The organism is Gordonia sp. 'Campus' (assembly GCF_022206305.1).
GTDB lineage: Bacteria > Actinomycetota > Actinomycetes > Mycobacteriales > Mycobacteriaceae > Gordonia.
The window spans coordinates 212,453-236,362 of sequence record NZ_JAKOIW010000006.1; the positions used below are offsets into that span (position 1 = coordinate 212,453).

The window sequence follows — 23,910 nt, forward strand, 5'->3', positions numbered from 1 at the left end:
GATTCCGTCCCTACACCCAGTACGCCACGCGGGCCCGGTAGTTGCGCATCACCAGCATCGCCAGCACCCAGCCGACGGCGGTGCAGCCCAGGACGACGGCCCAGTGATAGAACTCCACCGGCTCACCCAGCAGCGGCCCACGTGCGATCTCCAGGTAATGGAACATCGGGTTCAGCTCGACGAGCTTCAGCCGCGACGACGTCTCGCCCGTCGAAGTGCCCAGGCTCTGAGTGGTCCAGATGATCGGCGTCATGAAGAACACCAGCTGCACCACCGTGGTCAACAACTGACCGATGTCGCGGAATCGCGTCGACAGGATGCCGAAGACGATGGTGACCCAGATCGAGTTCAGCACGTAGAGCACGAGCGCCGGAACGATCAGCGTCACCGTCCAATTGAGTGGCGGCGGGAAGATCAGGAACAGGATCACGATGATGACGACGTTGTGCGCGAAGATGATCAGCGCTCGCCACACGACCCGGTAGACGTGCACACTCACCGGGGCCGGGAGCTGCTTGATCAGGCCCTCGTTCTTCGAGAAGACCTCAGCACCCTCGAGGATCGAGCTCGAGATGAAGTTCCAGAAGATGAAACCGAGTGCGACGTAGGGCAGGAACACCTTGATGTCCATGCCGAAGAGTTCGCCATAGAGCAGGCCCATGGCGATCGCGGTCACACCGGTCGCGATGACGATCCACAGCGGGCCCAGGACCGAACGGCGATAACGCTGCTTGATGTCCTGCCAACCGAGGTGGAACCACAGCTCGCGGCTTGCGAAACCGTCGCCGAGGTCCTTGACCGCGCGGGCGAAGCTGCGCGAATCAGAACCCTCTGGACGCGCGGGGATCGCGTCGTCGTCTAGTACCGCTGACACGAGGAGTCAGCGTACCCGTCGGCTCTTCTGCTGGTTGAGCCGGTGACGAGCGAGGCGGCCCCGACCGGCTGGGCAGGTGACCAGCCGGTCGGGAAGCCGGGTGTAAGCCACCCGACGCGTCCCGAAGTCAGAGGTACTGCCCGGTGCTGTGACCCGGTCCGCCACCGGCGGCGGGCATGCCCGGCGGCAGCGCCCCCTGGCGCATCTGCTCGAGCTGGGCACGCGCGGCCATCTGCTGGGCGAAGAGCGCGGTCTGGATGCCGTGGAAGAGTCCCTCGAGCCAACCGACGAGCTGTGCCTGCGCGATCCGCAGCTCGGCATCCGACGGCGTCGCCTCGTCGGAGAAGGGCAGAGCCAGCCGTTCCAGTTCTTCACGCAGTTCCGGGGCGAGGCCGTCCTCGAGCTCGCGGACCGACGACTGGTGGATCTCCCGCAACCGGTTGCGCGACGCCTCGTCGAGCGGAGCGGCCCGCACTTCCTCGAGCAGCTGCTTGATCATGGTGCCGATGCGCATGACCTTCGCGGGCTGTTCCACCATGTCCGCGACGCTCGTCGAGTCCGACGCGTCGTCGCCGGACTGCGGTTCCGCGCCGGCGCCGACGACGATGACGTTCTCGGAGTCACCGGCCGTGCCGAATGGTCCAGGGGTCGAGCCGGGTCCTTGGGTGCCTTCGATAGCCATGGGCTCCATTGTGCCCGGACACCGCAAAAGCGCCGATGGCCGACGTCTATCCTCGTGCCCATGGCTTTCGAGGTCGCCTATGTGCGTGGATTGATTCCATCGCTCGGCGACGGCTGGATCCACCTCGACCCCCAGGCCGGGATGCAGGTCCCCGATTCGGTCGCGACCGCGGTGACCACCAGTTTTCGGCATCTGGCGGCTGCGCCCGGCGGGGTGTACCCGGCGGCGCGTGCGAGTGCCGAGGTGGCGGACGGTGCGCGGCGGGCGATCGCCGATCTGGTGGGCGGGGACGCTGCGGGTGTTGCCCTCGGGCCCTCGCGCTACGCGTTGCTGTCGTCGTTGGCCGAGGCGCTGGCGCCGCACGCATGGCTGCGCGGCGACGTGGTGGTGACGCGGCAGGACGACGAACCGAACATCGTGCCCTGGCTGCGGGCCGCCGACCGTTATGGCGGACGTGTCCGCTGGGCCGAGGTCGACGTCGAGACCGGTGAGCTGCCGGCCTGGCAGTTCGGGGACCTGATCACCCCGGACACCGAGGTCGTCGCGGTGACCCTCGCGTCGTCGACGACGGGTGCCATCACCGACATCAGTGAGATCGCGCCGCTCGCGCGTGCGGCCGGAGCGCTGCTCGTCGTCGACGCCACCAATGCCGCGCCCTACCTCAGCCTGGACATCCACGACCTGGGCGCCGACGTCCTGGTGGTGTCGGCCGAACGGTGGGGTGGTCCGAGGATGGCGGCGATGGCTTTCCGCGAACCCCACCTGATCGACCGGTTGAAGCTGATGTCGATGGACCCCGGCGCCAGGGGGCCGGCGCGGCTCGAGCCGGAACCCCACCAGGGTGCGCTGCTGGCCGGGCTGGTGGCCTCGGTGGAGCACCTGGCAGGTCTCGACGAACACGGGATCGGCAAGCGGCGCCGGCGCCTGGTCACGTCCATGGATGGCGTCTACGAATACCTCCAGCGGCTCACCTACTACCTCGTGACCACGCTGTCGCAGCTCAACCATGTGAACCTCGTCGGCACCGAGGAGTCCCGCGTGCCGCTGGCGAGCTTCACCGTCGAGTCGGTCGGCGCGGACAAGGTGGTCCGCCGGCTTGCCGACAACGGTGTCTGCGCGCTCGCGGACGTACCGAACCGTGCGCTCGCGCGGATGGGAGCGCCCGACTTCGGCGGGGCGGTGACGGTCGGGCTCGCCCCGTATTCGACCCCCTACGAAGTCGACCACCTCGTGCGCACCCTGGGGTCCCTGGCCTGAAAATCATGCCGAATCGGACGCCCGGGATTCACGATGGTGTTGTTTGAGTTCACGACAATGTATGTTGTCGTGCTGTGTCGGCAAATCTTCTCGATGGTCCAGAAAAGGGCCCACCCCGCTTGCTCACAGTCGCGGAAGCCGAAAGCTGGCTGAACCTCGTCGATGGCGGATGGGCGCTCTTCGCGCGCGTCAACGACGAATTCGGCAAACGCGGTCTCTCCGTCGCGGACCTACGCATCCTCGAGGCGGTCTGCCGCGCCCGGCAGCCAGGCGTCAGCGAGGTCGCCGACGCCGTCCACATGCGGGTGAGCACCGTGTCGCGCATGATCGCCCGACTCAGCAACGACGGCGACATCCAGCGCCTCGAGTCGAAGGCCGACGGGCGGCATCGGCTCGTACGTCTCACCGATCAGGGCCGGCGCACCCTCGCGGACCACGTGAGCGTGCGCGATCGGGTGATCCGGCAGTTCGTGGTCGACGCGATGAGCCCGGACGAGTTCGCCGCGCTCGGTGTTGCGTTTCGCAAGATCCGCGCGGCGGTCGACGCCGCGGATCCGCCTGTCGCCGACTGACCGCGCTCAGTGCTCGACGCCCAGCAGCACCTTCCCGACGACGTCTCCGCTGTTGAGGTGATCATGTGCGGCCGCGGCGTCGGCCAGCGGGAACACGCGGTCGACGACGGGCACGACCGTCCCGGCCTCGATCAGCGGCCAGGTCCGGGTCAGCGTCGACGCGACGACCTCGGCCTTGCCACCCGGACCGTGCACGGGCCGCGCACGCAGCGTCGTGCCCATCACGGAGAGTCGCTTGCTCAGCAGATGTCCGAGGTTGATCTCGGTCTTGGTACCGCCCTGCATGCCGATGATGACGAGTCGCCCATCGGTGCGCAGCGCCTTGAGATTGGACTTCAGGTACTTGGCCCCGATGATGTCGAGGATCACGTCCGCGCCGCCGGCGTCGCTGATGACCTCGGCGAAGTCCTGTTTCGAATAGTCGATGAGGATGTCGGCGCCGAACTCGCGGCAGCGTTCGAGTTTTTCCGGGGTGCGCGCGGTCACCGCGACGCGTGCGCCCATGGCGTTCGCGATCTGGGTGGCATGCGTGCCGATACCGCTGGACCCGCCGTGGATGAGCAGGAGTTCGCCGGTGGTGAGGTGTGCGGTGTCGAAGATGTTCGACGACACGGTGCACGCGACCTCGGGAAGCGCCGCCGCCGACACGAGGTCGACGCCCTTCGGGACCGCGAGCAGCTGCTCCGCCGGCACGGCGACCTTGTCGGCGTACCCGCCGCCGGCCAGGAGAGCGCACACCTCGTCGCCCTCGGACCACCCGGAGACACCGTCGCCGAGCGCGGATATGCGCCCCGACACCTCGAGGCCGAGGGTCTCCGACGCCCCCGGCGGAGGCGGATAGTTTCCCGCGCGCTGCAGGATGTCCGCGCGGTTCACACCGGCGGCGACCACGTCGATCACCACCTCACCGGCAGCGGGGGTCGGGTCGGGCACATCGGAGAGGGACAGATTCTCGGATTCGACGACGATGGCTTTCACCCGTTCGATGGTGTCACAGCTCGCGCGCGTGCCTCCGGGAGTCCGACGCGCGTTCGCTGTGTACCCTTGCTCGTCAGGGAAGCGTGGCAGAGCGGCCGAATGCACTCGCCTTGAAAGCGAGCGTGGGTAAAACCACCGGGGGTTCAAATCCCTCCGCTTCCGCCAGAAACCCTCACCTGTTTCCGGGTGGGGGCTTTTTCGTGAGACGACTGACCCGCCGGCGCCGACCCGGCCTGGACGGGCCCGAGACCCTGAAAGGCAGAGGAAGATGGACTCCGGCGGATTCACCGTTGCGTCGTTCAACGTCAACGGGATTCGGGCCGCGCGTCGTCGTGGCTTCGACGCCTGGCTCGCGGGACGGCAGCCCGACGTGGTCGGACTGCAGGAGTTGCGTTGTGGCGTCGACGATGTCGGGGACTTCGACGGGTATCACGCGTCGTTCGACGTCGGCTCCATCGCGGGACGGAACGGCGTTGCGGTGCTGACCCGGAGCGAACCGGCTGCGGTGCGCACGTGGGTGACACATCCGCCGAAGGCCCGCGGATTGCCCGCCTTCGCCCACGAGGGCCGTTACATCGAGGTCGACCTCTCCGATCGGCCGCTGACCGTCGCCAACATCTATCTTCCCAAGGGCGGGCTCCCCGCCGAGTTGCAGCGCCTCGGCTCGTCCCGCGATCCCCTCGATGGTGGCGCCAAACACGCACGCAAGCAACGCTTCCTGGCCGGGTTCACTCGTGAGCTGGCGCGCAACCGGCTCGCCGCGCGCCAGGCGGGCCGGGAGTTCCTTCTGCTCGGCGACCTCAACGTCGCTCACCTCGAACACGACGTCACCAACTGGCGCGCGGCCCGCAAGATGGAAGGCTTCCTGCCGGAGGAACGCGCCTGGTTCGGCGAGATCACCGGCCCGCGTCGACTGGTCGACGTCGTCCGGGCGCTCCACGGCGACCGTCCCGGGCCGCTCACCTGGTGGAGCTGGGCGGGCGAGTCCTTCGTCAAGGACGTCGGGTGGCGCATCGATCACCAGCTGGCCACACCCGCATTGGCCAAGCGGGCGCGCGTGGTGGCCGTCGACAAGGAGCCGACGCCCGACGCCCGGCTGTCCGACCACGCCCCGCTGGTCGTCGAGTACGCCGACCTGTGACGGCGCACGGCGCCTCGCGGGTGACCCGCGCTCCAACTCCCGCGGCCCCGCTTCCGTTCCGCTGTTCAGATCCGATCAGCGGGACGGGAGCGCGACCGCGCGAGGGAAACAGCGACGCGGGAAGCCTGCAAACACAGCGTCGGACAACCAGCTCAGGCGATGTCCCGCCGAAACGTCGTGTACCGGCCGATGATCGCGAAGGCCGCGATGTAGACGAGCATGACCACCGCGCCGGCCCACTGCGGGAGCAGGTCGTCGCTGCCACCGCCCATGGTCGCGAAGAAGCTCGACCCGACGAGGGCGTCGGCTGCGGAACCGGGGAGGAACTTCGACACCGACGATGTCACGTCGAACGACGCCAACGCGATGCGGGCAACCGGTTCGACGAGCTGGGTGAAAGCCAGCAAGATGACGATCGCCGCAACCTGATTCGACACCAGTGAACCGAAGGCGACACCCATCGCGGTCCACAACACCATCACCAGCATCGACAGCACGATGACCTCGAGGGTCGCACTGTCGCCGAGGAAAGCGCCGTCGCCGACGCCGGCCAGGATCGGGGCCGCCGTCGCGACGACCGCGAGCGTGCCCAGCACGCCATACAGCAACCCCATCGGGATACCGGCGATCAGCTTGGCCGTCAACAGGATTCCGCGTCGCGGCTCGACCAGGAGACTCGCGGTGATCGTCTTGTGCCGGAACTCGCCGGTGACCGCCAGACTTCCGATGACGAGGGCGAAGACGTACCCGATCGGGCTGGTGAGCGCGTAGACCGATCGCGCCAGGTCGCCGCCGACGAGCGCGGTCGGTTGCTCGATGGCGTCCTCCGTGGTCATCGAGAATGCCAGCGCCGCACCGATGAAGCCCAGGTACGCGACCATCGCGATGAGCAGCACCCACCACATCCGCGTCGACGTGAACTTGCGGTACTCCGCGATCAGTGCGGCCCTCATCGGACATCTCCCGTCGCCGGCCCGGCCGGGGGTGGCCCCGCGAAAGAACTCGTCGGCGCGTCCGACGACCGGGTCAGGTGCAGGAACACCGCTTCGAGATCGGCGCCCACGTCGGCGAGTTGATGGAGTTCGACGCCCGCGGTGAACGCCGCGGCACCGACGGTTGCCGCGGTGACACCGTGAACGCGGAACCCGTCGTGGGTGTCCTCCATCCGCCAACCCCGCTCACCGGCAAGTGCGGCAAAGGATGCGCGCGCCGGAGTGCGCACGGCGACTACATGTTCGGCCAGCGCCTCGAAGTCGGCCAGCGTCGACGCCCGCACCAGCTTGCCGTTACCGATCACGACGACGTCGTCGACGGTGCTCCTGACCTCCGCGAGCACGTGGCTGGACACCAGCACCGTCCGTCCCTCGCGTGCGAGTGAACGCAGCAGGCCGCGCAGCCACACGATGCCCTGCGGGTCGAGGCCGTTGGCCGGCTCGTCGAGCAGGATGATCCCGGGGTCGCCGAGCAGGGCGGTCGCCAGGCCGAGGCGCTGTCGCATACCCATCGAGTAGCCGCCGACGCGCCGGTCGGCGGCCTGCGACAGGCCGACGAACTCGAGAACCTCCCGACACCTCGACGTCGGCACCCCGACCTGCGGGGCCAGCGCCTTCAGGTGTCCGAGGCCGGTCCGCCCGGGGTGGAAGCTCGACGCCTCCAATGCCGCGCCGACCTGTTGGGCGGGTTGCGGGATCTGCCGGAACGGCCGGTCGCCGATCAGTGCGCGCCCGGCCGTGGGCTCCACCAGTCCCAGCAGCATGCGCAGCGTCGTGGTCTTGCCCGACCCGTTCGGTCCGAGGAATCCGGTGACCCGGCCGGGCGCGACCGTGAACGACAGGTCGTCGACCGCGGTGAGGCCGCCGAACCTCTTGGTGAGTCCGTCGATCGTGATGGCGGGGAACTCCATCGGTGCCTTCCGTCGGTGATGTGCGCACTCACGCTACCAATGTCGGCCGGTGCCTTCCGGAGATCGACGGCGCAGCATCGGACACGTTGCAGCGCAGTGTGTCTCGGACGACTCGCGTGTCGTCAGAGCCAGTCTCGCTTGCGGAACGAAACATATAGCCCCACAACCAGGATGAGGATCAGAGTGCCGCTGGTGACGAAACCGGCCGTCTTCTCGAAACCGGGGAACGGCACGTTCTGTCCGTAGAAACCGGTGATGGCCGTCGGGACGGCGATGATGGCCGCCCAGGCGGTGAGCTTCTTCATGACCGTGTTCAGCCGTGCATCCGCGAGGGTCAGGTTGGTCTCGAAGACGGTGGTGATCATGTCCCGCAACGATTCCGTCCATTCCGAGGCGCGCAAGGCGTGGTCGTAGAGGTCGGAGAAGTGGGGGTCGAGTTCGGGTGGGGCGTGGTTGTCGAACCGGCGCCGCTGGATTCCCGCGATGACCTCGCGCATCGGCAGGACCACCCGGCGCAGCACGACGAGGTCCTTGCGGAGGTCGTACGTGCGGCGCTGGAGTTCGCGGCCGGGGATGCGTTCGTCGAACAGCAGTGCCTCGAGATCCTCGATCTCGTCGTCGAGGCGCTGCACGGCGTCGAAGTGCCCGTCGACGACGACGTCGAGCAGGCCGTGCACCAGCGATCCGATCCCGTACTGCATCGCACCACTGTCCGACCAGCGTCGGACCACCTCGTCCATGTCCACCGCCGACGTCAGCCGGACGGTGATGAGCGCGTTGCGCTTGACGAAGATCGAGATGCGGTGCAGGTCGAACATCCGCGCGCGGCCATGTCCGGAGGCGCGGAACTCGGTGCCTTTCGACGACGCGTCGTCGTTGTCCTCGTCGTCATCGGAGTCGTCGTCATCGTGGAGCGCGACCGCGTAGACCATGACGAAGGTGTGTCCGGAGTAGGTCACCGTCTTGACACGCTCGGCCGCCGCGACGGTGTCCTCCATCGCGAAGGAGTCGAGCTCGAGCTCGGCGGCGAGCCGCGAGAGGGTCTCATGCGACGGGCATTCGACGTCGGCCCAGATCAAGGTGTCCTCTTTCTCGAGGCACGTCGAGATCGACTCCAGGTCGAACCCGTCCACCGGCTCGCCGTTCTCCCAGATCTGGCCACGCACTCGCTCGACGCCGCAGGGTTCCGACGAGTCGGTGGGCACTGTCATGTGGTCATCGTGACACCACCCCCGGTGATTCCGCAGGTACGACAGGCGACGACATCTCGGCCGCACCGGGCAGGTGCACGCCGCGGGTAGCATCGATATCGGTGTCCGCTGACCGGTCGGGGCACCGATTCTCCAGGTAAGGCGGCGGTGGCATGGTCGACAACAGCGTGGGTGGGCACCGGATGATGCCTGCCCGCACGAGCGAGCAGATCCGCGAATGGTGCGATCGATCGGCGATCCCGGGCGAACGCCGCGAGCTGTCCGACACCGCGGCACTCCTCATCGCATCCGGCTACCTCACGCCGGGCGGACGCGCCATCGTCGTGCGTCGTATCTCCACCGGGCGGCCCATGCCGTCGATGTCGGCGGGCTTCGGTGACCTACGACGACTCCAGCGGGCGATCGTCCAGATCGAGCACCAGCTGTCGAATCCGATGGTCCCGAGCGTGGTCGCGGCGGTGATGCGCAATCGGCTCAACGGCCTGCACCGGCGCCGGGAGGACGCACGCAAGCAGATCGTGGCCGCGAAGGGCGTGTTCGCGTCGGGCACCCGGGCGATCCGTCGCGAGCGACGGGAGAACGTCTACCTCGAGATCGAGGAGCGCGAGCGTCTGTTCGCGGGCCTGCTGTGCACCCCGACACCCAACGTGAACGCCTCGAGCTACGTCCGAAGGGCCGGTACCGCGGCCTTCGACCGGATCGCCGGGATGGTCGGACAGGTGGCATCGAAGTCGGGCAACACCCAGGCGGGGCAGTGGGCCGACCAGTTCCTCTCGGGCACACGGTCGGTGGGCGGCCAGGGCGGTGAGTCCCCGGCGGGCGTCCCACGCAACGCGAATTTCGTGGACGGTTACGAGACGCTGCTGTACATCACCGGGCATTACTACGACCGCATCCTCGACAACCCGGCCTGGCGGTCGGATCACTTCGAGGTCCAGCGCACCCAGGTGAATCTGCATGCCGAGGTCGCCGAGATCGCCGCCGACGTCATCGCTTTGCGCGCAGTGCGCATCGACCTCGACCGCGCCAAGCGCAACGGCGGCTTCGACCGCACCTTCGCCGCACAGATCGACAAGCGCGAGACCACGTTGCGGCCGGTGTGGACCGAACTCATCGATCGCGTACAGGCACTCAACGAGGTCGCGCACGTGGTCGAGTCGGCTGCGGTGGAACTCCAGGTCTTGTCGGAGTACAACAAGGCGGCGACGATCGACGACCGCATCGACGCACTGATCGCGCGGTCGGGCGACCGGGAGATCTCGGTCGACAACGCCAAGCGGCTCACCGAACAGGTCCGCAGTGGCGAAGAGCAGCTGCGGATTTACCGGGATGTGTTGCAGGGCAACATCGCCCGTATTTCCCCCGCTGTCCCGCGTGAGCTACCCGCTCGTTACGAGCCTTCGTGACCAGCTGCTGAGGTAGGTCTTCTCGTCGGGGCTCAGGCGGCGCAGGGTGTGCTTCTCGATGTCGACCACGGCCATCTGGGTGCTCGCCACGCAGGCCGGGCGACTCCCGGGATCTCTGCCGGCACCACGGATCTCGTAGCCGATGGTGAAGTCGACCGAGCGGAACCTCTTGATCCACATGCCGATTCGCAACGGCGAGTCCTCGTGGCGCAGCTGCGCCTGATATCGGATGTCGACGTGGACGATCATCGCACTGGTGATGAGCGGTGCGTAGGCTTCGCCGGCGCTGAGCAACCACGCGATCCGCGCCTCCTCCATCAGGGTCACCATCCGGGCGTGGTTGATGTGGCCGAAGGCGTCCATGTCCGACCATCGAACCCCGACCTCCGCGACGAAGGCGAAGTCCGACGACCCCAGTCTCTCGCTCATCGACGCTCCTCCCGGGCGATCGTTCGGTCGGGTCGATGCTGGTCAGGCCGGTTGTGGACGGGATTCCCGCGGTGGGGCTGAACGGATGATGAACAGTGCATGTCGACTTTCGTTCGGCGACACGGAGCGGTGCGCGGTGTCGCAGTCGTGACCTTCCACTCCGGTGGGTGCCGGGTAGTCTGGGAGTCTAGATGTCCGCGTCGGACCCATCGGTCGGCGCGGACTTGCACGTGGTGACACGACGAGGTCCGGGTGCACTCGGGGGGCACCGCCGGTGAGGGAGTTGGCAACATGTCGAGGCGATTGATCGCGGGTCTGGTGTGCCTGCTGGTGGGAGCGTTGGCGTCCCCTGCATTCGCCGACGCCGCACCCAAGCAGGTCGCTCGGATCGCCAAGGCCGAGAAGCTGAGCTCACTGCGCACCGACATCTGGGTCTTCTCCCCGGCGATGAACGAACGCATCAAGCTGTCGGTCCTCACCCCGGTCGGCGGTTCGACGCCGCGTTCGACGGTCTACATGCTCGACGGTGCCGGCGCCGACGGCGAGGTCAGCGACTGGATCACCAAGGGGCGGGCGGGCCGCTTCTTCGCCGACAAGAACGTCAACGTCGTGCTCCCCACCGGCGGCAAGGGCACCTTCTACACCGACTGGCAGAAGAAGGACGCGGCGCTCGGCAAACCGATGTGGGAGACGTTCCTCAGCAAGGAACTCCCACCGCTCATCGACGCGAAGTTCAACGGAAACGGCCGCAACGCGGTCATCGGATTGTCGATGGGCGGGCAGGCGGCCTTCTCGCTCGCCATCCGCCACCCCGAGCTGTACACCGGCGTCGCATCGCTCAGCGGGTGCCCACCGGTGTCGGGTCCGCTCAACGAGGCATACGTCCGCACGACCGTCGGCCGCGACGGCGGCGACGCGACCAACATGTGGGGCCCGTTCGGCTCCGCCGGATGGCGCGCGCACGATCCGAGCCTGCATCTCGACCGGCTGCGGGGGAAGAACATCTTCATCGCCGCCGGCTCCGGCGCGGTCGGCCCACTCGATCTGAGGCGACAGATCGAACCCGAGGAGGGTCCGCGGGAGGTGGTGACGGCGTCGTCATCGGCGCTCGAACTCGGGGCCTACCGCTGCTCGCTCGAGTTCGCGATCACTCTGCGCGCCGCCGGGGTGCCGTACACGGACGGTTTCCGTCTCATCGGCACCCACACCTGGGCCTACTGGGAGCGCGACCTCGAGGTGCTCTGGCCGACCATCGGCCGGGGACTGTAGACCGGCCGTAACGCTCAGCTCCGGGGGCCGGCCCAGCTCTCCGCGAACCGCAGGAATGCGTCGTCCTCTTCGGCATGCGTGATGGTCACCCGGACGCCGTCGCCGTCGAACGGACGGACCACGACCCCGGCGTCGACACACGCGCGGGCGAAGTCCATCGTCGCGACACCGAGGTCGAGCCACACGAAGTTGGCCTGCGAATCCGGGACCCGGTAACCGGCGGCCCGCAGACGGTCGGTGACGCGGGCGCGTTCGGCGACGACGGCTTCGGTGCGGGCGAGCAGTTCGTCGCCTGCCTCGAGGCTGGCCAGGGCAGCGGCCTGCGCGACGCTGCTGACCGAGAACGGGACATGCACCTTGCCGAGCGCGGTGATGACCTCGGGGTCGGCGACCGCGTACCCGACGCGCAGACCCGCGAGACCGTAGGCCTTGGAAAAGGTCCGCAGGATCACCAGATTGGGGAACTCACGGCGCAGTTCCAAAGCGTTGTAGGCCTGGTTCGACGGCAGCCGCAGGTATTCGAAGTACGCCTCGTCGAGGGCGACGACGATGTCGGACGGCACACGGGTGAGGAAGTCGCGCAGATCATCGGCCTCGACGACGGTGCCCGTCGGGTTGTTGGGGTTGCACACGAAGATCAGCCGGGTGCGGTCGGTGACGGCGTCGGCCATCGCGCGGAGGTCGTAGGTGAGGTCGCCGGTGAGGGGCACCTGGACTGGCGTCGCGCCGGCGACGCGGGTGGCGAGGGGGTAGGTCTCGAAAGACCGCCAGCCGAAGACGACCTCGTCACCGGGACCGCTGGTGATGAGAATCAGGTTCTGGCACAGGATGACCGAGCCGCAGCCCACCTGCACCTCGTCTTCGGTGACGCCGAGTTCCTTGGCGAGGGCGGCGGTGAGCGCGACCATCCCGTTGTCGGGGTAGCGGTTGACCGCGGCAGCGGCGGCGCCGATGGCGTGCAGCACGCTGGGCAGCGGGCGCTCGGTCACTTCGTTGCTCGCGAGTTTCACGGCCCCCGGAAACGTCTTGCCCGGTACATACACGGGAAGGTCGTCCAGATCGGGGCGGATTCGCAAGCTCACCCGACCAATGTAGGCCCCGGTCCACAACGGGCAAAAAGTGGCTCTGACCAAACGGTTTGCTAGTCAGCGCGCGGGGTGTGTAACCTTTCGACTCGGTAGTTCGGAAGGACTCCGCCGAGGAGGCGTGCCAGAGCGGCCGAATGGGACTCACTGCTAATGAGTTGTCTCGCTAAAACGGGACCGGAGGTTCAAATCCTCTCGCCTCCGCCAGCCGTAGTCGGCCGACCGCGGTACAACTGAACAGCACGACACAACTGAACAGCACGCGCCCGTAGCTCAACGGATAGAGCATCTGACTACGGATCAGAAGGTTTGGGGTTCGAATCCCTACGGGCGCACTCGCAGAAGCCCGCCACCGGTTCACGGTGGCGGGCTTCTCCGTTCGGCGCTTCCCGCAGCTCCGTGAGCTACGTGTCGAGGATCACCAGCTGTTGGGTCGCGCGCGTCATCGACACATACCGATCCACCGCGCCCTCGATACCGGCCCCGAACGAGTCCGGGTCGACGAGGACGACGAGATCGAACTCGAGACCCTTCGCGAGAGTCGGTGTCAGCGACCGCACCCGGTCGGTGGCGGCGAAGCCTGGTTCGCCGATGACGCAGGCCGTCCCCTCGGGGTGGGTCGCCGTCCACTCGTGGACGATGTCGTCGAGTTCGGAGCGTCGGCGGTGGGTGACCGGGATTCCGGTGCTCCGCACCGATGTCGGGACATTGGCGTCCGGGAGTGCAGCGCGGATGACGGGTGCCGCCGCATCCATGATCTCCTCGGGCGTCCGGTAGTTGATGGTCAGGCCGGCCATGGTGACGTCGTCGAAGCCGACTCGCCGCAGCCGCTCCGCCCAGCTCTCGACGAACCCGCGTCGTGCCTGGGCACGGTCGCCGACCACGGTGAAGCTCTTCGACGGGCAGCGGCTCAGCAGCATCTGCCACTGGGCATCGGTCAGTTCCTGGGCCTCGTCGACGATGACGTGCGCGTACGGGCCGGCGAGACGATCGGTGTCGGTCGGGTCGTCGATCGTCCCGTCGCCGAGATTGTCGCGGAGGTTCTCGTGCCGGAGCATCGACATCACGCCCTCGCCGTCGTCGTGGACCTCGGCGGCGATCAGATCCTCCACCACCTGGTCGATCCGCTCGCGCCCGGCGTCGAGCTCGGCCTGCCGGGTGCGGCGCAGTGCTGGTGCCTCCGGGTCGCCGATCCGCTGCCGCGCGGCGTCGAGGAGGGGGAGGTCGGCGTCGGTCCACGCGGCGGGATCCGTGCGCTGCAATGCCGCGGTCTCGGCGGGTGTCAGCCACGGCGCGCACATGCGCAGGTAGGCGGGCACCGACCACAGGTCGCCGACGATCTCGGCGGCGTCGAGTATCGGCCACGCGCGGGAGAACGCCGTCATGAGGTCGACGTTCGCCGCAAGGGCCCGCCGCAGCGGACCATACGGAACGTCGTCGTCATGCCGGTCGGCGATGATCGACACCAGTTCCTCCCACACCTCGTCGCGAGCGTCGTTGTGCGGTGTGCCGCGTTCCGGGGCGTCGAAGGCGTCGGCCCAGTCGGTGGCCGTGAGAGTGATTTCCGCCCAGGGGGTTTCGACACGGAACGACGTGGTGGGCGGTTGCTCGTAGAACCTGACCGCGGGCTCGATGGCACTCACCATTCGTGCCGACGACTTCAGCTGCGCCACTTCGTCGTCCACCTCGGGCACGGCGCGAGCACCTTCGACGACCAGGTCGACGAGGGTGCAGGTCTGCACACTCTCCTCGCCGAGGCTCGGCAGTACGTCGGCGACATAGGCCAGATACGGTCGGTGCGGTCCGACGACGAGCAGTCCGCCGCGGTTGCCGGCGAGTCGCGGGTCGGCGTAGACGAGGTAGGCCGCACGATGCAGCGCGACCACAGTCTTTCCCGTGCCGGGCCCTCCGTCGACGACGAGCACGCCGTGCGACCCGGCGCGGATGATCGCATCCTGGTCGGTGGCGATGGTGCCCAATACATCCCGCATCCGCGGTGATCGGCTGGCACCCAGGTCGGCGATGAAGGCCGACTGGTCGTCGAGTGCCGCATGCCGGGCGAGGACCGCCGGATCGTCGACGAACACCTCGTCCCAGTAGTCGGTGATCCGACCGTGGGTCCAGCGGTAGCGGCGTCGACTGACGAGTCCCATCGGGTCGCGGTGGGTCGCGGCGAAGAACGGTGCGGCGAGCGGTGTCCGCCAGTCGATGAGCAAGGTCTCGCCGTGCGCATCGGTGAGACCGAGCCGTCCGACGTAGACGGGTTCCCCGTCGTCGCCGTTGTCGCTGTCGTTGTCGCCCACCAGTCGGCCCAGGCACACGTCGAGTCGGAACCGGCGCAGGGTGCGGATACGTGAACTCAGCTGATGGATCTCCATGTCGCGGTCGACAGCTCGCCGGCCCTTGCCGCCGGCGGAGCGGCGCAGCTCGTCGAGTCTGCTCTCCGCGTGGGCGAGCGAGAGTCGGAGATTGGCGGCGATGGAAGCGAAATGCGCTGTGTCGTCGGCGATGAGGTCGGGGTCGTTCTTGGCGATCAGATGCTCGGGCAGGTCGAAGACCCGGTCGGTCTGTGAGATCGGAGCCGAAGAGGGGTTCGGAGTGGGCATCGAGGACGGCACAGATGAAGCTCCGTATCGGCAGGCGGCAAGGGACTCTCGGCAGGTGAGACAGCGATTCTGCACCGGTCAGGGGGTCTTGCGGCAAGCCCCCGTCCAGGGCTTATGGTGAAAGGGGATCAAAGAGCGTCACTCGCAGGTGAACCGGACCCTCATGTCACTTGTCCCGTTGCACGGCCGAGGTATTGCGGGCGGCGGTGCGGTATGTGAAAGTACTTTCAGTTCACGACTGTGAACTTCGATCGGTGGGGCCTTGTCAGGGGGCTGCCGCCCCCGTGTATCGGGGGTGGGGCGGCAGCGCGGCCACGCGGGACCCGTGGGCCGATGATTCCGACTCTTCGTTTCGTGAAGTCGTTGCTGTGCAACAGGTCTCGGAGTACTAAGTCGGATCCACCCTCAGCTGGCCGTCGCCCGGTCGTCGGCCGTCCTCGCTGCGCGTCATTCATCTGACCGGTTCGTGTGGGCGTCCGATCGCCGCGGTCCTGCGGGTTCACCGTCGTGCGTCGGAGCGGTCCGTGCGACGCGCCGTAAGGTCGATGAGGAGGACTGACGACGCAGCAGCCCGCCGGGACGTACCCCGGGGCTTCCGACGTCGTCGACGACGACAGAGATCTCGACCGGAGGCCGACGATGGGACAGCCGTACGGCGGGCCGAACCCGGGCGTCAACGAACCGCGGCGCACTGACGGGCCGACCCGCGGCGCGCAGGGATACGCCGGCGGCCCGTCCGACCCCTACGCACAGCCGGAATCGTCACGGCTGTATCCGCCGCTCGGCTACGCCGCCGACGGCACGCCGATGTTCCGTCCCGGCCAGCCGACGAACACCGAGCTGAACGCCGCCGAGCGCGCGGAACGTGCCGAGCAGCACCGCGCGGCCGCTACCGCGCGTGAGGCCGAGGCATCGAGCGGTCGTTCCACCTCGGGGATGCCCAAGGTGTCCACCGCGACACTGATGCTGTCGCTCGGGATGGTCGTCCTGGTCGTGATCGCGGTGCTCGGGTTCGCCGGACTTCGTGAGTCGGAACCGGACGAGGCCGTCGCCGATCCGCCCCTCATCACCGACACGATGCCGATCCCGCGCACCTTCGAACCGCCGAGCCTGACCCCGCAGGACCCGGGAGGCAACCTTCCGGGCGGGCCCGGGGAGCGGATCGATCCGCAGAACAAACCGGTGACATACGACGTCACGATCGATGGGCAGGCGACGATCCTCTACGTCGACGACGCGGGGTTGCGCTCGGATTTCGCGCCGCGGAACCCGTGGACCGTTCAGTTCACCGGGGGAGTCAACCCGTTGCGTCTGCTCGTGATCGCGGGTACGGGCAGCACCGTGAGTTGCTCCATCACGGTCGACGGTGAGGTGGTCGTGGAAGACACGGTGACCCCTACGTCGTCTCGTCGAACGGCGTCCTGCATTGCCTGATGTTCGGCGCGTCGTCACCTCGGATTCGGCGTGTCACCGAGGTGACCTGCTCGTCCGATGTGTGATCGGCGGCCCGGCTCGCTACCTTGGTCACGTGAGTTCTCCGCAATCAGCCCCCGACAGCGGGCAGACCTCCGCCGCCAACGACGAGTTCAAGACGATGCTCACGTGGCGTGGCGAAGACACCGACCGACTCGAGCAGGTCCGCCTGGTCGTGTCCGGGACCCGTCTCAAGGCGTACGGCCGGATCATCGCTGCCGCGACCGCCGACCATGAGGCGTTCTCGGCGTCGTACGAGTTGCAGACCACCGATGCCGGTGTCGTCAAACGCCTGACGGTGCACCTGGTCCGCGCGGACGGGGAGACCCAGTTCGGCATCACCCGTGACGACGAGGGCACGTGGTTGATCCGGCGCCCGGACGGGGAGACCACCCGCTCGGACTTCGGCGGTGCGCAGGACGTCGAGCTCGCCCTGTCGCCCATGTTCAATGCGCTGCCGATCCGACGCGGTGATGTGTCGGCCTCGTCGAGCAAGGCCGTCGAGGTCCCCGTCGCCTACATGTACCTGCCGAGTGGCGAGGTGAAGCCGGCGACGATGTCATACACCGCGGTCAAGGACGGTTTCGAGGTGGTGTCGCCGCTCGCGACCACCACCATCACCGTCGACGACAACGGTGTCGTCCTCGACTACCCGGGTCTCGCGCGCCGGGTCTGAGGGCGCTGACCTCAGCCCACCCACACCCGGCCCTGGTGGGCCTGACGACGCAGTTCTTGCTGCCAGCCGTCGTCGCCGACGGCGACGCCCGAGATCACCTCGGCGGTGCCGGAATGCAACTGCTCGTAGGCTGACCGCGCGCGGTGCCCGTCGTCGATGAGTACCTCGACGGTTCCGGAATCTCGTAGTTCGTCGCGTGCGGCGACGAGTCGGTCGATGGTCTCGCTGAGGACGTTGAGCACGGCGATGCCGTTCGCCTCGATCATCGCGCGCTGCAGATCGGGTGCGGTACCGGCGACCCGGGTGCCGTCGCGGAAGCTGCCGGCCGCCAGGCGCAGTGCGAGACCGCTCTCGCCGGCGCCGACCGCGGCGGTCACCGCTGCGGTGAGGTGGGGCAGGTGCGAGATGGCGGCTGCGGCGCGGTCATGGGCGTCGGGCGCGACGGGAACCACCCGCGATCCGACCGCCACCGCCAGCGATGCGACCGGCAGCCAGTCCTCCGCGCGGGTCTCATCGGTCGTGGTCACCGCCCACATCGCACCGTCGAAGAGCGTGGCGTCGGTCGCCGACCATCCCGAGCGGTTCGTCCCCGTCATCGGATGTCCGCCGACGTACCGGCCGTTCGGGTGCAGCCGCGCGATGATGCGTTGGACTTCCTGCTTGACGCTGATGACGTCGGTGAGCAGGACGCTCGGCGAGTGCTCGGCGATGGCGGACACGAGTGGTTCGATCGTCGTCACGGGGGTCGCGAGCACCAGCAGTGCGTCCGATTCGGCTGCACGCGCAAGTGTGGCAACGAGATTCGACGACGCGTCGTACCCGTCCCGGGTGGCGGCGTCGACGGTCGCATCGGATCGGTTGTACCCGAACGCTTCGTGCCCGGCGTCGTGCAGCGCGCGCAGCAGCGACCCGCCGATCAGGCCGAGACCCAGCACGCACACCGGTTTCGCGAGGACGGGGGAGTCGGATGACGGGTCGGCAGTCACCCTGACACGTTCCCACACCGGTCGGGACCGGTGAACCGGGACTTGGGAGTACAGGTGATAGGGGCTACGGTTTGCTGCATGGCCGGTGCCGGAATTGGGAAGTCGGGGTCGAACGCGCAGGACGCGGACGACGACATCGACGGTTTTGCCGTGGCGGTGGTCCGCGACGAGGGCGGGTGGAAGGTCTCGGCGATGAAGCCGTCCGCCCTGACCGATCTCGAAGACGCCGAAACGCAATTGCGTGAGCTGCGTTCGGCCGGCGCAGTGTTCGGCCTGCTCGACGTCGATGACGAGTTCTTCGTCATCATCCGTCCCGCGCCGTCGGGCGCGCACCTGTTGCTGTCCGACGCGACCGCCTCCGTGGACTACGACATCGCCGTCGACGTCCTCGACGCGCTGAACGTCGAGGTGCCCGACATCGACCCGGACGAACTCGATCAGATCGACCCGTGGGAAGAGGGCGACCTCGGCGTGCTCGCCGATCTGGGTCTGCCCGACGCGGTCATGAGCATCATCGTCGGGGACACCGATCTGTACGCCGATGAGCAGCTCGGGATGATCGCGGCCCGACTGGGCTTCGCGGACGAGCTGGGCAAGGTCCTCGACTCGCTCGGTCACTGACCGGGTACGTCGCCGACCACGCGATGAATGCGCGCCGCTGGGAGCCGATGATCCTCTCCGCGCTCGATGCGGCGACGCTCTCCGGGTCCGACGACGTCCCCATCGGGGCTGTCGTGTTCGACCCCGAGGGTGTCGAGCTCGCCCGTGCGGCCAACCGTCGGGAAGCCGACGGGGACCCGACCGCCCATGCCGAGTTGTTGGCCCTGCGCGCCGCGGCCCTCGCCTTCGGCGACGGCTGGCGACTGCCGGGCTGCACGATCGCGGTCACCGTCGAGCCGTGCACGATGTGCGCCGGGGCCATCACGCTGGCCAGGGTGGAGACCCTCGTGTTCGGTGCCTGGGAGCCCAAGACGGGTGCTGTGGGCTCGCTGTGGGACGTGGTGCGCGATCCCCGGCTCTCGCATCGACCGCAGGTGAAGGGCGGCGTGCTCGAGGACGAGTGCCGCGCCCTCATGGTCGACTTCTTCGCGAAACGCCGCTCACCCTGACCTGGGCGCCCTCGGGGTCGGTGGCGCCGAAGATCGGTGACATCTCAGGGTCGTGACCGATGGTCGGCGTCGGGCGGCTCTGGCAGATTGGAGGCGAGAGTCCCCGACCTGCGAGGAGCAGTCATGACCGAACCCGCCGACAAGGTGAGCGCCGCCTTCGACACCGCCAAGACCAAGATCAACGAGTTCGCCGAGAGCGGCAAGGTGCAGGAAGCTCTGGGCACCGCCCGCGACAAGATCGACGAGTTCGTGGAGAGCAAGCAGGTTCAGGAGGCCCTCGGCACCGCCAAGGACAAGCTGAACGAGCTCGCCGAGAACGACAAGGTCCAAGAAGCGTTCAGCACGGCCAAGGACAAGATCAACGAGGTGTCCCAGAAGTTCAACAGCCGCTGACCTGCGGTTCTGCAGACCTGCATGGTCCTGTGGCACGGTGGGAATCAGGAGTCAGCTCCTGAGCGGCGGCGGTGGCGTCGAGCCATGGCGCGACGAACGTCGCCGAGTTCTTCCACTCGGCCGGTAGGCCGAACCCTATCGAGGAGGCTTCATGGGAACCACTGACGACGCACAGAACAAGGCCGAAGAGCTGAAGGGCCGCGGCAAGGAAGCCGCCGGCAGCCTCACCGACAACCAGGACCTCAAGAACGAGGGCAAGGGCGACCAGGCGCAGGCCCAGGGCAAGCAGAAGATCGCCGACGCCGCCGACGCCGTCAAGGGCAAGGTCGACGACGTCAAGAACAAGCTGACCGGCCACTAGAGCCTCGCTGCACCCGATCCGGCCACTCTGACCAGGCAATTTAAGCCTGACCGACTGACTGCGGTACAGTCTTCGGCGGTGGCGTGTCCGAGCGGCCGAAGGTGCAGCACTCGAAATGCTGTGTGCGGTAACCCCGTACCGAGGGTTCAAATCCCTCCGCCACCGCCAGAGAATGGGCCTCCCGTCTTCGCAGACGGGAGGCCATTCTCGTATCTGGACTCCGCCCGCCGATTCACAGCAAGCGCGCAGCCGGAGACGACCGGTACTCGACGGGTTAGTCTGTTCCCCGGTGTGGCTGGGGAGCCACCACGAGCGCGCGAGGGGGAGCAGTGACCGCACCGTACCCGGACCAATCGCTACCGGGCCCGACTTCGGCGCCGATCCCACCCGCGCGGGGCTACGTCCTGAGGTCGGAGCAGGCCCAATGGGAACGTCGTGCAGCTGTGGCGGGGGATGCGGCGGCGGAGTTGCGCATGGCTCGCGATGCCCTCAGGGGCGTCCTCCGCTCCAACGTCTTCGGGGATTGTGTGGAAGGAGACACAGTTTATGTGGGGCTCCGCGGCGCCCTAGATTCGCTCTCGACGCGACTGTTGCATCAGCAGAACGCCGCGGAATTGGTAGCTCGTCAGTGCGAGCGTGCGGGCGACGAAATCGCGCGAATAGATAATGGTCAGACTTTCGATGGGTAGCCTCAAAACGGCGGCTATCGGCTTCTTCTTCGCCGTCGTCTCAGCTGGCACCCTTGCGTGCGGGGTTTCGGGTCAGCCGGAGCCGACCAGTGATTCCAGCGAGACGCAGAGTGCTGAAGTAGCCATTCGCCAGACGGACGCCAGTGGGCGTCGGTTGCCGTTTACGACGACATTTCCGGATCGCTGGAACGTGAACAACGACGAAACAGAGTATGAACCGTGTACGGGTCTACAAGAGGAGACCCTTAAAAGAAACGGAATCGTCGCTCGTAGCGTGAGGGATGCCGCACTCTCAAACTTTCAGACACTACGTGGCTGTCAGTGGGACCTCGTCGATGGGCAGCACGCAGTAGCTTTTCAGTTCGTCGGTGATCTATCACGCGATGTGCGTGATTTGAAAGACTACAAACGCGAGAATGACTACGGCGTCTGGTATCCGGACTTGGTGATCGATGGTCGTCAGGTTGCGGTCAATGCAACTGACAACGTCAGGTGCGAGGCATTGGTTGTATCAAACCATGCACTCGTAACAACGGGCTTCGATATCAGTTATGTGGGCGGCCCTGATATAGAGCAAGTTTGTGCCCGCGCGATCCGGTTACTACGCGAATCGATTTTGGGAATTCCGAAGTAGATAGTCAGGCTAGCGGGCTCTGTTAGATCGCCTATTCAACACGAAACCGCTGGCCACGCCCAAGGCGTGACCAGCGGCTGTTGTCTGAGGTTCCCTTCGACCCGTCACCCCTCGCTGGAGGGCCGCGGGGGCAACCCCATTTAGTGCAGGTGACCGGCCCAATTGCAGACTTCCAGACCTCATTTCGTCAAAGCGACCTCGATCGAAGTCGCGTCGACGAAATGACGTCTGGAAGTCTGCGCGTTGGTCGAGCGCGCGGTCGTAGACATGACACGCGCCGGCGGTTCTGGCTCAGGGGGTGCGGATACGCGTCCGGCGCGGACGGTTGTCCTCGAAGACCTTGGACCTAAGAGCCCGGAGTCCCGAAGGCCCCCGCATCAATAGGGCTCCGACTGCAACCTCCTCACAACACACAACCACTGGCCACGCCAAAGGCGTGACCAGTGGTTGTTGTGAGAGGGTCGATACGACCCGTCACCCCTGGCTGGAGGGTTCCCCGGGTAACGCTTCGAGTGCAGCGCCTCCAATCACGTTGCGATTCCACCCGGAATCCGGGAAAAACCACAACGCGATCGAACCGCCCAACTGCGGATTGCCGTCAGCCGAGGCTGAAGGGCTTGCCCCACAGGGTGACGCTCTGTGTCGCGCGCTCGGTGGAGATGCTGATCTTCGCGTAGGACCGCGCCTGGGCGTAGCCCGCGCAGCCGTTCACCATCATCGTCTCGTTGGTGTAGGCGAGAGTGCCCTTGCCGCCGGTGAAGCTGATCGACGACGAGTGTCCCGCGGCGCCGAAGGCGTCCTTGTACTCGCGATCGTTGATCACGTAGTTGGCTGCCTGGCCGGGGCCGATGGTCACCCCGGCGCCGGTCTCGGCGGTGACGGTGGCGCTCTGCAGGTCGTACTGCGGAGCGGAGCCGCCGCCCTTGGTGGTGGAATTGCCGCCCAGGGTGAGCTGGCAACCGACGACGTAACCGGCGGCGACGCCGAGCTGCGCGGTCGGATCCGAGCTCGACACCACGTACTTGCCTGACACCCAGGCATTTCGGTGCAGAGGGGTGCCGCCCATCGACGGGTTCACGCGCGCGGACTCGTTGGAGCGGGTGATGGTGACGGTCGTGCCGTCGGCAATCTTCTTTGTCAGTGTCTGCCCTGGCAGCTTGGTGGTCGTGTCGGCGTCGGCGGTGGCGCCGACCGTCAGGGGGAACAGTGTCGCGCAAGCGACGGCGGTTCCGGTGAGGGCAGCGCGTCGGAGTCGTTGTCCGGAGATGGTCATGAGAGCCTCGATTCAGCGAATGTAATTGTGATGCAACGGTTGTGGGAAGTCGACGGCGACATCAGCCGATGGAGAACGGCTTGCCGTAGAGATTCACCTTCTGATGCACCTCGCCGGTCGTCTCGATGGTGGTGAACGCGCGAGCTTGCGCATACCCGCCACAGTTCTGGACGTCGATCTGGGCGTCGTCGTAACCGAGGTGGTAGGTGCCGGGCTTCTCGATGTTCTTGCTGGTCAGCACCACGAATGTGACGTCACCGGCAGCCAGGGGGACGGTCAGGCTGCCCGACACCGTCGGCGCGGTGGGGGTGATCGTTCCGGACAGCCCGCCTTGCAGGCCCTTGATGTTCACCTGGCATCCGACGATGTAACCGGTCGACAGCGTCGCGGCCGCTCCGTTGGTGGCCGTGCCGTTGCTGCCGGGCATCGTGGTCTCACCGGCGGCGCCGGCGCTGGGTCCGGCCTTGGCGGGCTTCAGATGCGGTGCGTACAGGGTGATCTGACCGCTGACCCAGGTCGTTCGCGCCACGCCGTTGGCGGCCATCGACGCCGAGACTCGTGCGCTCTCGTCGGACCGGACGATACGGATGCCCTCGCCGGTCGCGGTGCCGTCCGGAAGCCGGACGAACGCGTCCGCGCCGGCCGACGCGGCGCCCGCGAGCAGTGCGGCGGACACCGAGCCGCCGATGAGTGCGGACAATCCGACGGCCCGCATGGTTCGTTGTGTCATCTAATGCTCTCCTCGTGTCATTGACGTTCAGAAACGGGTTGTCGCAATCGCGTCGGGACTCATCGCAGGGGGATGACCTGTCAGCTGCGGCAGGGGGGATCGTAGGTGAACGTACCCTAAGTAATAGATGAGTGAAAAACTATGTAGGCACTGGACACCGGGCGCCTGGTAAA

At 67.1% G+C, this 23,910-nt stretch carries 24 protein-coding genes and 4 tRNA genes; 16 read left to right on the top strand and 12 right to left on the bottom strand.

Features of this window, described 5'->3' with window-relative positions; all coding sequences use genetic code 11:
* Nucleotides 1-10 precede the first annotated feature (10 nt).
* Together MAY35_RS09275 and MAY35_RS09280 are read right to left on the bottom strand one after the other, a co-directional pair.
* Nucleotides 11-874, bottom strand: a complete 864-nt coding sequence (locus MAY35_RS09275; protein WP_238420979.1) for an ABC transporter permease — start codon at nt 872-874, stop codon at nt 11-13.
* A 127-nt stretch (nt 875-1,001) separates the two neighbouring features.
* Nucleotides 1,002-1,556: a bacterial proteasome activator family protein gene (locus MAY35_RS09280; protein ID WP_238420980.1), complete on the bottom strand. Its 555-nt coding sequence runs from the start codon at nt 1,554-1,556 to the stop codon at nt 1,002-1,004.
* 60 nt (nt 1,557-1,616) lie between these two features.
* On the opposite strand from MAY35_RS09280, the gene MAY35_RS09285 reads away from it, so the two are divergent.
* Together MAY35_RS09285 and MAY35_RS09290 are read left to right on the top strand one after the other, a co-directional pair.
* A complete protein-coding gene (locus MAY35_RS09285) occupies nt 1,617-2,813 on the top strand; it encodes a cysteine desulfurase-like protein (RefSeq protein ID WP_238420981.1) in 1,197 nt (398 codons plus the stop codon).
* A 119-nt stretch (nt 2,814-2,932) separates the two neighbouring features.
* Nucleotides 2,933-3,385: a MarR family winged helix-turn-helix transcriptional regulator gene (locus MAY35_RS09290; RefSeq protein ID WP_238420982.1), complete on the top strand. Its 453-nt coding sequence runs from the start codon at nt 2,933-2,935 to the stop codon at nt 3,383-3,385.
* Nucleotides 3,386-3,391: 6 nt separating this feature from the next.
* On the opposite strand, the gene MAY35_RS09295 is transcribed toward MAY35_RS09290, so the two are convergent.
* Nucleotides 3,392-4,363, bottom strand: coding sequence for an NAD(P)H-quinone oxidoreductase (locus MAY35_RS09295; protein ID WP_238420983.1), 972 nt, complete (start codon nt 4,361-4,363; stop codon nt 3,392-3,394).
* Between the two features lie 77 nt (nt 4,364-4,440).
* Between MAY35_RS09295 and MAY35_RS09300 the strand changes: the two genes are divergently transcribed.
* A tRNA-Ser gene (locus tag MAY35_RS09300) sits at nt 4,441-4,528 on the top strand.
* A 103-nt stretch (nt 4,529-4,631) separates the two neighbouring features.
* The gene (locus tag MAY35_RS09305; RefSeq protein WP_238420984.1) at nt 4,632-5,504 is read left to right on the top strand and encodes an exodeoxyribonuclease III; all 873 of its coding nucleotides are present in this window, start codon (nt 4,632-4,634) and stop codon (nt 5,502-5,504) included.
* Nucleotides 5,505-5,656: 152 nt separating this feature from the next.
* Here MAY35_RS09305 and MAY35_RS09310 read toward each other — a convergent pair whose 3' ends face one another.
* The 3 genes from MAY35_RS09310 to MAY35_RS09320 form a co-directional block, all read right to left on the bottom strand.
* Nucleotides 5,657-6,457, bottom strand: coding sequence for an ABC transporter permease subunit (locus MAY35_RS09310; RefSeq protein WP_238420985.1), 801 nt, complete (start codon nt 6,455-6,457; stop codon nt 5,657-5,659).
* On the bottom strand, nt 6,454-7,407 hold the full coding sequence (locus MAY35_RS09315) for an ABC transporter ATP-binding protein (protein WP_238420986.1): 954 nt from the start codon (nt 7,405-7,407) through the stop codon (nt 6,454-6,456). Before MAY35_RS09315 ends, MAY35_RS09310 begins: the two co-directional genes overlap by 4 nt.
* Before the next feature lie 122 nt (nt 7,408-7,529).
* Nucleotides 7,530-8,618, bottom strand: coding sequence for a magnesium transporter CorA family protein (locus MAY35_RS09320; protein ID WP_238420987.1), 1,089 nt, complete (start codon nt 8,616-8,618; stop codon nt 7,530-7,532).
* A gap of 152 nt (nt 8,619-8,770) precedes the next feature.
* On the opposite strand from MAY35_RS09320, the gene MAY35_RS09325 reads away from it, so the two are divergent.
* Nucleotides 8,771-10,024, top strand: a complete 1,254-nt coding sequence (locus MAY35_RS09325; protein ID WP_238420988.1) for a hypothetical protein — start codon at nt 8,771-8,773, stop codon at nt 10,022-10,024.
* Here the strand turns inward: MAY35_RS09325 and MAY35_RS09330 are convergent.
* A complete protein-coding gene (locus MAY35_RS09330) occupies nt 9,998-10,453 on the bottom strand; it encodes a thioesterase family protein (RefSeq protein WP_238420989.1) in 456 nt (151 codons plus the stop codon). The two genes, MAY35_RS09325 and MAY35_RS09330, sit on opposite strands and share 27 nt — an antisense overlap.
* Before the next feature lie 291 nt (nt 10,454-10,744).
* Between MAY35_RS09330 and MAY35_RS09335 the strand changes: the two genes are divergently transcribed.
* Nucleotides 10,745-11,722: an alpha/beta hydrolase family protein gene (locus MAY35_RS09335; protein WP_238420990.1), complete on the top strand. Its 978-nt coding sequence runs from the start codon at nt 10,745-10,747 to the stop codon at nt 11,720-11,722.
* Nucleotides 11,723-11,736: 14 nt separating this feature from the next.
* Here the strand turns inward: MAY35_RS09335 and hisC are convergent, their stop codons facing one another.
* Nucleotides 11,737-12,804 (bottom strand): histidinol-phosphate transaminase, encoded by a 1,068-nt coding sequence (gene hisC, locus MAY35_RS09340; protein WP_238420991.1) that lies wholly within the window; start codon nt 12,802-12,804, stop codon nt 11,737-11,739.
* Between the two features lie 118 nt (nt 12,805-12,922).
* Between hisC and MAY35_RS09345 the strand changes: the two genes are divergently transcribed.
* Nucleotides 12,923-13,014: transfer RNA gene (locus MAY35_RS09345), tRNA-Ser, on the top strand.
* A 55-nt stretch (nt 13,015-13,069) separates the two neighbouring features.
* Nucleotides 13,070-13,142, top strand: a tRNA-Arg gene (locus tag MAY35_RS09350).
* 69 nt (nt 13,143-13,211) lie between these two features.
* Here the strand turns inward: MAY35_RS09350 and helR are convergent.
* On the bottom strand, nt 13,212-15,413 hold the full coding sequence (gene helR, locus MAY35_RS09355; RefSeq protein ID WP_238420992.1) for an RNA polymerase recycling motor ATPase HelR: 2,202 nt from the start codon (nt 15,411-15,413) through the stop codon (nt 13,212-13,214).
* A gap of 639 nt (nt 15,414-16,052) precedes the next feature.
* On the opposite strand from helR, the gene MAY35_RS09360 reads away from it, so the two are divergent.
* Entirely contained in the window at nt 16,053-16,847 is a 795-nt protein-coding gene (locus MAY35_RS09360) for a hypothetical protein (protein WP_238420993.1), read from the top strand.
* A gap of 160 nt (nt 16,848-17,007) precedes the next feature.
* Nucleotides 17,008-17,562, top strand: coding sequence for a putative glycolipid-binding domain-containing protein (locus MAY35_RS09365; RefSeq protein WP_238421057.1), 555 nt, complete (start codon nt 17,008-17,010; stop codon nt 17,560-17,562).
* Nucleotides 17,563-17,573: 11 nt separating this feature from the next.
* Here MAY35_RS09365 and MAY35_RS09370 read toward each other — a convergent pair whose 3' ends face one another.
* Nucleotides 17,574-18,548 (bottom strand): prephenate dehydrogenase, encoded by a 975-nt coding sequence (locus MAY35_RS09370; RefSeq protein WP_238420994.1) that lies wholly within the window; start codon nt 18,546-18,548, stop codon nt 17,574-17,576.
* Between the two features lie 78 nt (nt 18,549-18,626).
* Here MAY35_RS09370 and MAY35_RS09375 point away from each other — a divergent pair, with 78 nt between their 5' ends.
* The 6 genes from MAY35_RS09375 to MAY35_RS09400 all read left to right on the top strand — a co-directional run bounded on the left by MAY35_RS09375 (nt 18,627) and on the right by MAY35_RS09400 (nt 21,734).
* Nucleotides 18,627-19,169, top strand: coding sequence for a tRNA adenosine deaminase-associated protein (locus MAY35_RS09375; RefSeq protein WP_238420995.1), 543 nt, complete (start codon nt 18,627-18,629; stop codon nt 19,167-19,169).
* Between the two features lie 23 nt (nt 19,170-19,192).
* Nucleotides 19,193-19,657, top strand: a complete 465-nt coding sequence (locus MAY35_RS09380; protein ID WP_238420996.1) for a nucleoside deaminase — start codon at nt 19,193-19,195, stop codon at nt 19,655-19,657.
* Between the two features lie 123 nt (nt 19,658-19,780).
* Nucleotides 19,781-20,050 carry a hypothetical protein gene (locus MAY35_RS09385; RefSeq protein ID WP_238420997.1) on the top strand — a complete coding sequence of 90 codons (270 nt, stop codon included), beginning with the start codon at nt 19,781-19,783 and terminating at the stop codon, nt 20,048-20,050.
* Between the two features lie 151 nt (nt 20,051-20,201).
* Nucleotides 20,202-20,411, top strand: a complete 210-nt coding sequence (locus MAY35_RS09390; protein ID WP_238420998.1) for a CsbD family protein — start codon at nt 20,202-20,204, stop codon at nt 20,409-20,411.
* 77 nt (nt 20,412-20,488) lie between these two features.
* Nucleotides 20,489-20,579: transfer RNA gene (locus MAY35_RS09395), tRNA-Ser, on the top strand.
* Between the two features lie 513 nt (nt 20,580-21,092).
* On the top strand, nt 21,093-21,734 hold the full coding sequence (locus MAY35_RS09400) for a DUF3558 family protein (RefSeq protein WP_238420999.1): 642 nt from the start codon (nt 21,093-21,095) through the stop codon (nt 21,732-21,734).
* Between the two features lie 598 nt (nt 21,735-22,332).
* Here MAY35_RS09400 and MAY35_RS09405 read toward each other — a convergent pair.
* The gene (locus MAY35_RS09405; protein ID WP_238421000.1) at nt 22,333-23,007 is read right to left on the bottom strand and encodes an MspA family porin; all 675 of its coding nucleotides are present in this window, start codon (nt 23,005-23,007) and stop codon (nt 22,333-22,335) included.
* Nucleotides 23,008-23,068: 61 nt separating this feature from the next.
* Nucleotides 23,069-23,737, bottom strand: a complete 669-nt coding sequence (locus MAY35_RS09410) for an MspA family porin (RefSeq protein ID WP_238421001.1) — start codon at nt 23,735-23,737, stop codon at nt 23,069-23,071.
* Nucleotides 23,738-23,910 lie beyond the last annotated feature (173 nt).

Excerpts from the sequence above, each read along its gene's own strand:
- MAY35_RS09280 (WP_238420980.1), bottom strand. The coding sequence starts at position 1,556 with ATGGCTATCGAAGGCACCCAAGGACCCGGCTCGACCCCTGGACCATTC.
- MAY35_RS09285 (WP_238420981.1), top strand. The coding sequence starts at position 1,617 with ATGGCTTTCGAGGTCGCCTATGTGCGTGGATTGATTCCATCGCTCGGC.
- MAY35_RS09305 (WP_238420984.1), top strand. The coding sequence starts at position 4,632 with ATGGACTCCGGCGGATTCACCGTTGCGTCGTTCAACGTCAACGGGATT.
- MAY35_RS09310 (WP_238420985.1), bottom strand. The coding sequence starts at position 6,457 with ATGAGGGCCGCACTGATCGCGGAGTACCGCAAGTTCACGTCGACGCGG.
- MAY35_RS09315 (WP_238420986.1), bottom strand. The coding sequence starts at position 7,407 with ATGGAGTTCCCCGCCATCACGATCGACGGACTCACCAAGAGGTTCGGC.
- MAY35_RS09320 (WP_238420987.1), bottom strand. The coding sequence starts at position 8,618 with ATGACAGTGCCCACCGACTCGTCGGAACCCTGCGGCGTCGAGCGAGTG.
- MAY35_RS09325 (WP_238420988.1), top strand. The coding sequence starts at position 8,771 with ATGGTCGACAACAGCGTGGGTGGGCACCGGATGATGCCTGCCCGCACG.
- MAY35_RS09330 (WP_238420989.1), bottom strand. The coding sequence starts at position 10,453 with ATGAGCGAGAGACTGGGGTCGTCGGACTTCGCCTTCGTCGCGGAGGTC.
- MAY35_RS09335 (WP_238420990.1), top strand. The coding sequence starts at position 10,745 with ATGTCGAGGCGATTGATCGCGGGTCTGGTGTGCCTGCTGGTGGGAGCG.
- helR (WP_238420992.1), bottom strand. The coding sequence starts at position 15,413 with ATGCCCACTCCGAACCCCTCTTCGGCTCCGATCTCACAGACCGACCGG.
- MAY35_RS09360 (WP_238420993.1), top strand. The coding sequence starts at position 16,053 with ATGGGACAGCCGTACGGCGGGCCGAACCCGGGCGTCAACGAACCGCGG.
- MAY35_RS09365 (WP_238421057.1), top strand. The coding sequence starts at position 17,008 with ATGCTCACGTGGCGTGGCGAAGACACCGACCGACTCGAGCAGGTCCGC.
- MAY35_RS09375 (WP_238420995.1), top strand. The coding sequence starts at position 18,627 with ATGGCCGGTGCCGGAATTGGGAAGTCGGGGTCGAACGCGCAGGACGCG.
- MAY35_RS09380 (WP_238420996.1), top strand. The coding sequence starts at position 19,193 with ATGAATGCGCGCCGCTGGGAGCCGATGATCCTCTCCGCGCTCGATGCG.
- MAY35_RS09385 (WP_238420997.1), top strand. The coding sequence starts at position 19,781 with ATGACCGAACCCGCCGACAAGGTGAGCGCCGCCTTCGACACCGCCAAG.
- MAY35_RS09390 (WP_238420998.1), top strand. The coding sequence starts at position 20,202 with ATGGGAACCACTGACGACGCACAGAACAAGGCCGAAGAGCTGAAGGGC.
- MAY35_RS09400 (WP_238420999.1), top strand. The coding sequence starts at position 21,093 with ATGGGTAGCCTCAAAACGGCGGCTATCGGCTTCTTCTTCGCCGTCGTC.
- MAY35_RS09405 (WP_238421000.1), bottom strand. The coding sequence starts at position 23,007 with ATGACCATCTCCGGACAACGACTCCGACGCGCTGCCCTCACCGGAACC.
- MAY35_RS09410 (WP_238421001.1), bottom strand. The coding sequence starts at position 23,737 with ATGACACAACGAACCATGCGGGCCGTCGGATTGTCCGCACTCATCGGC.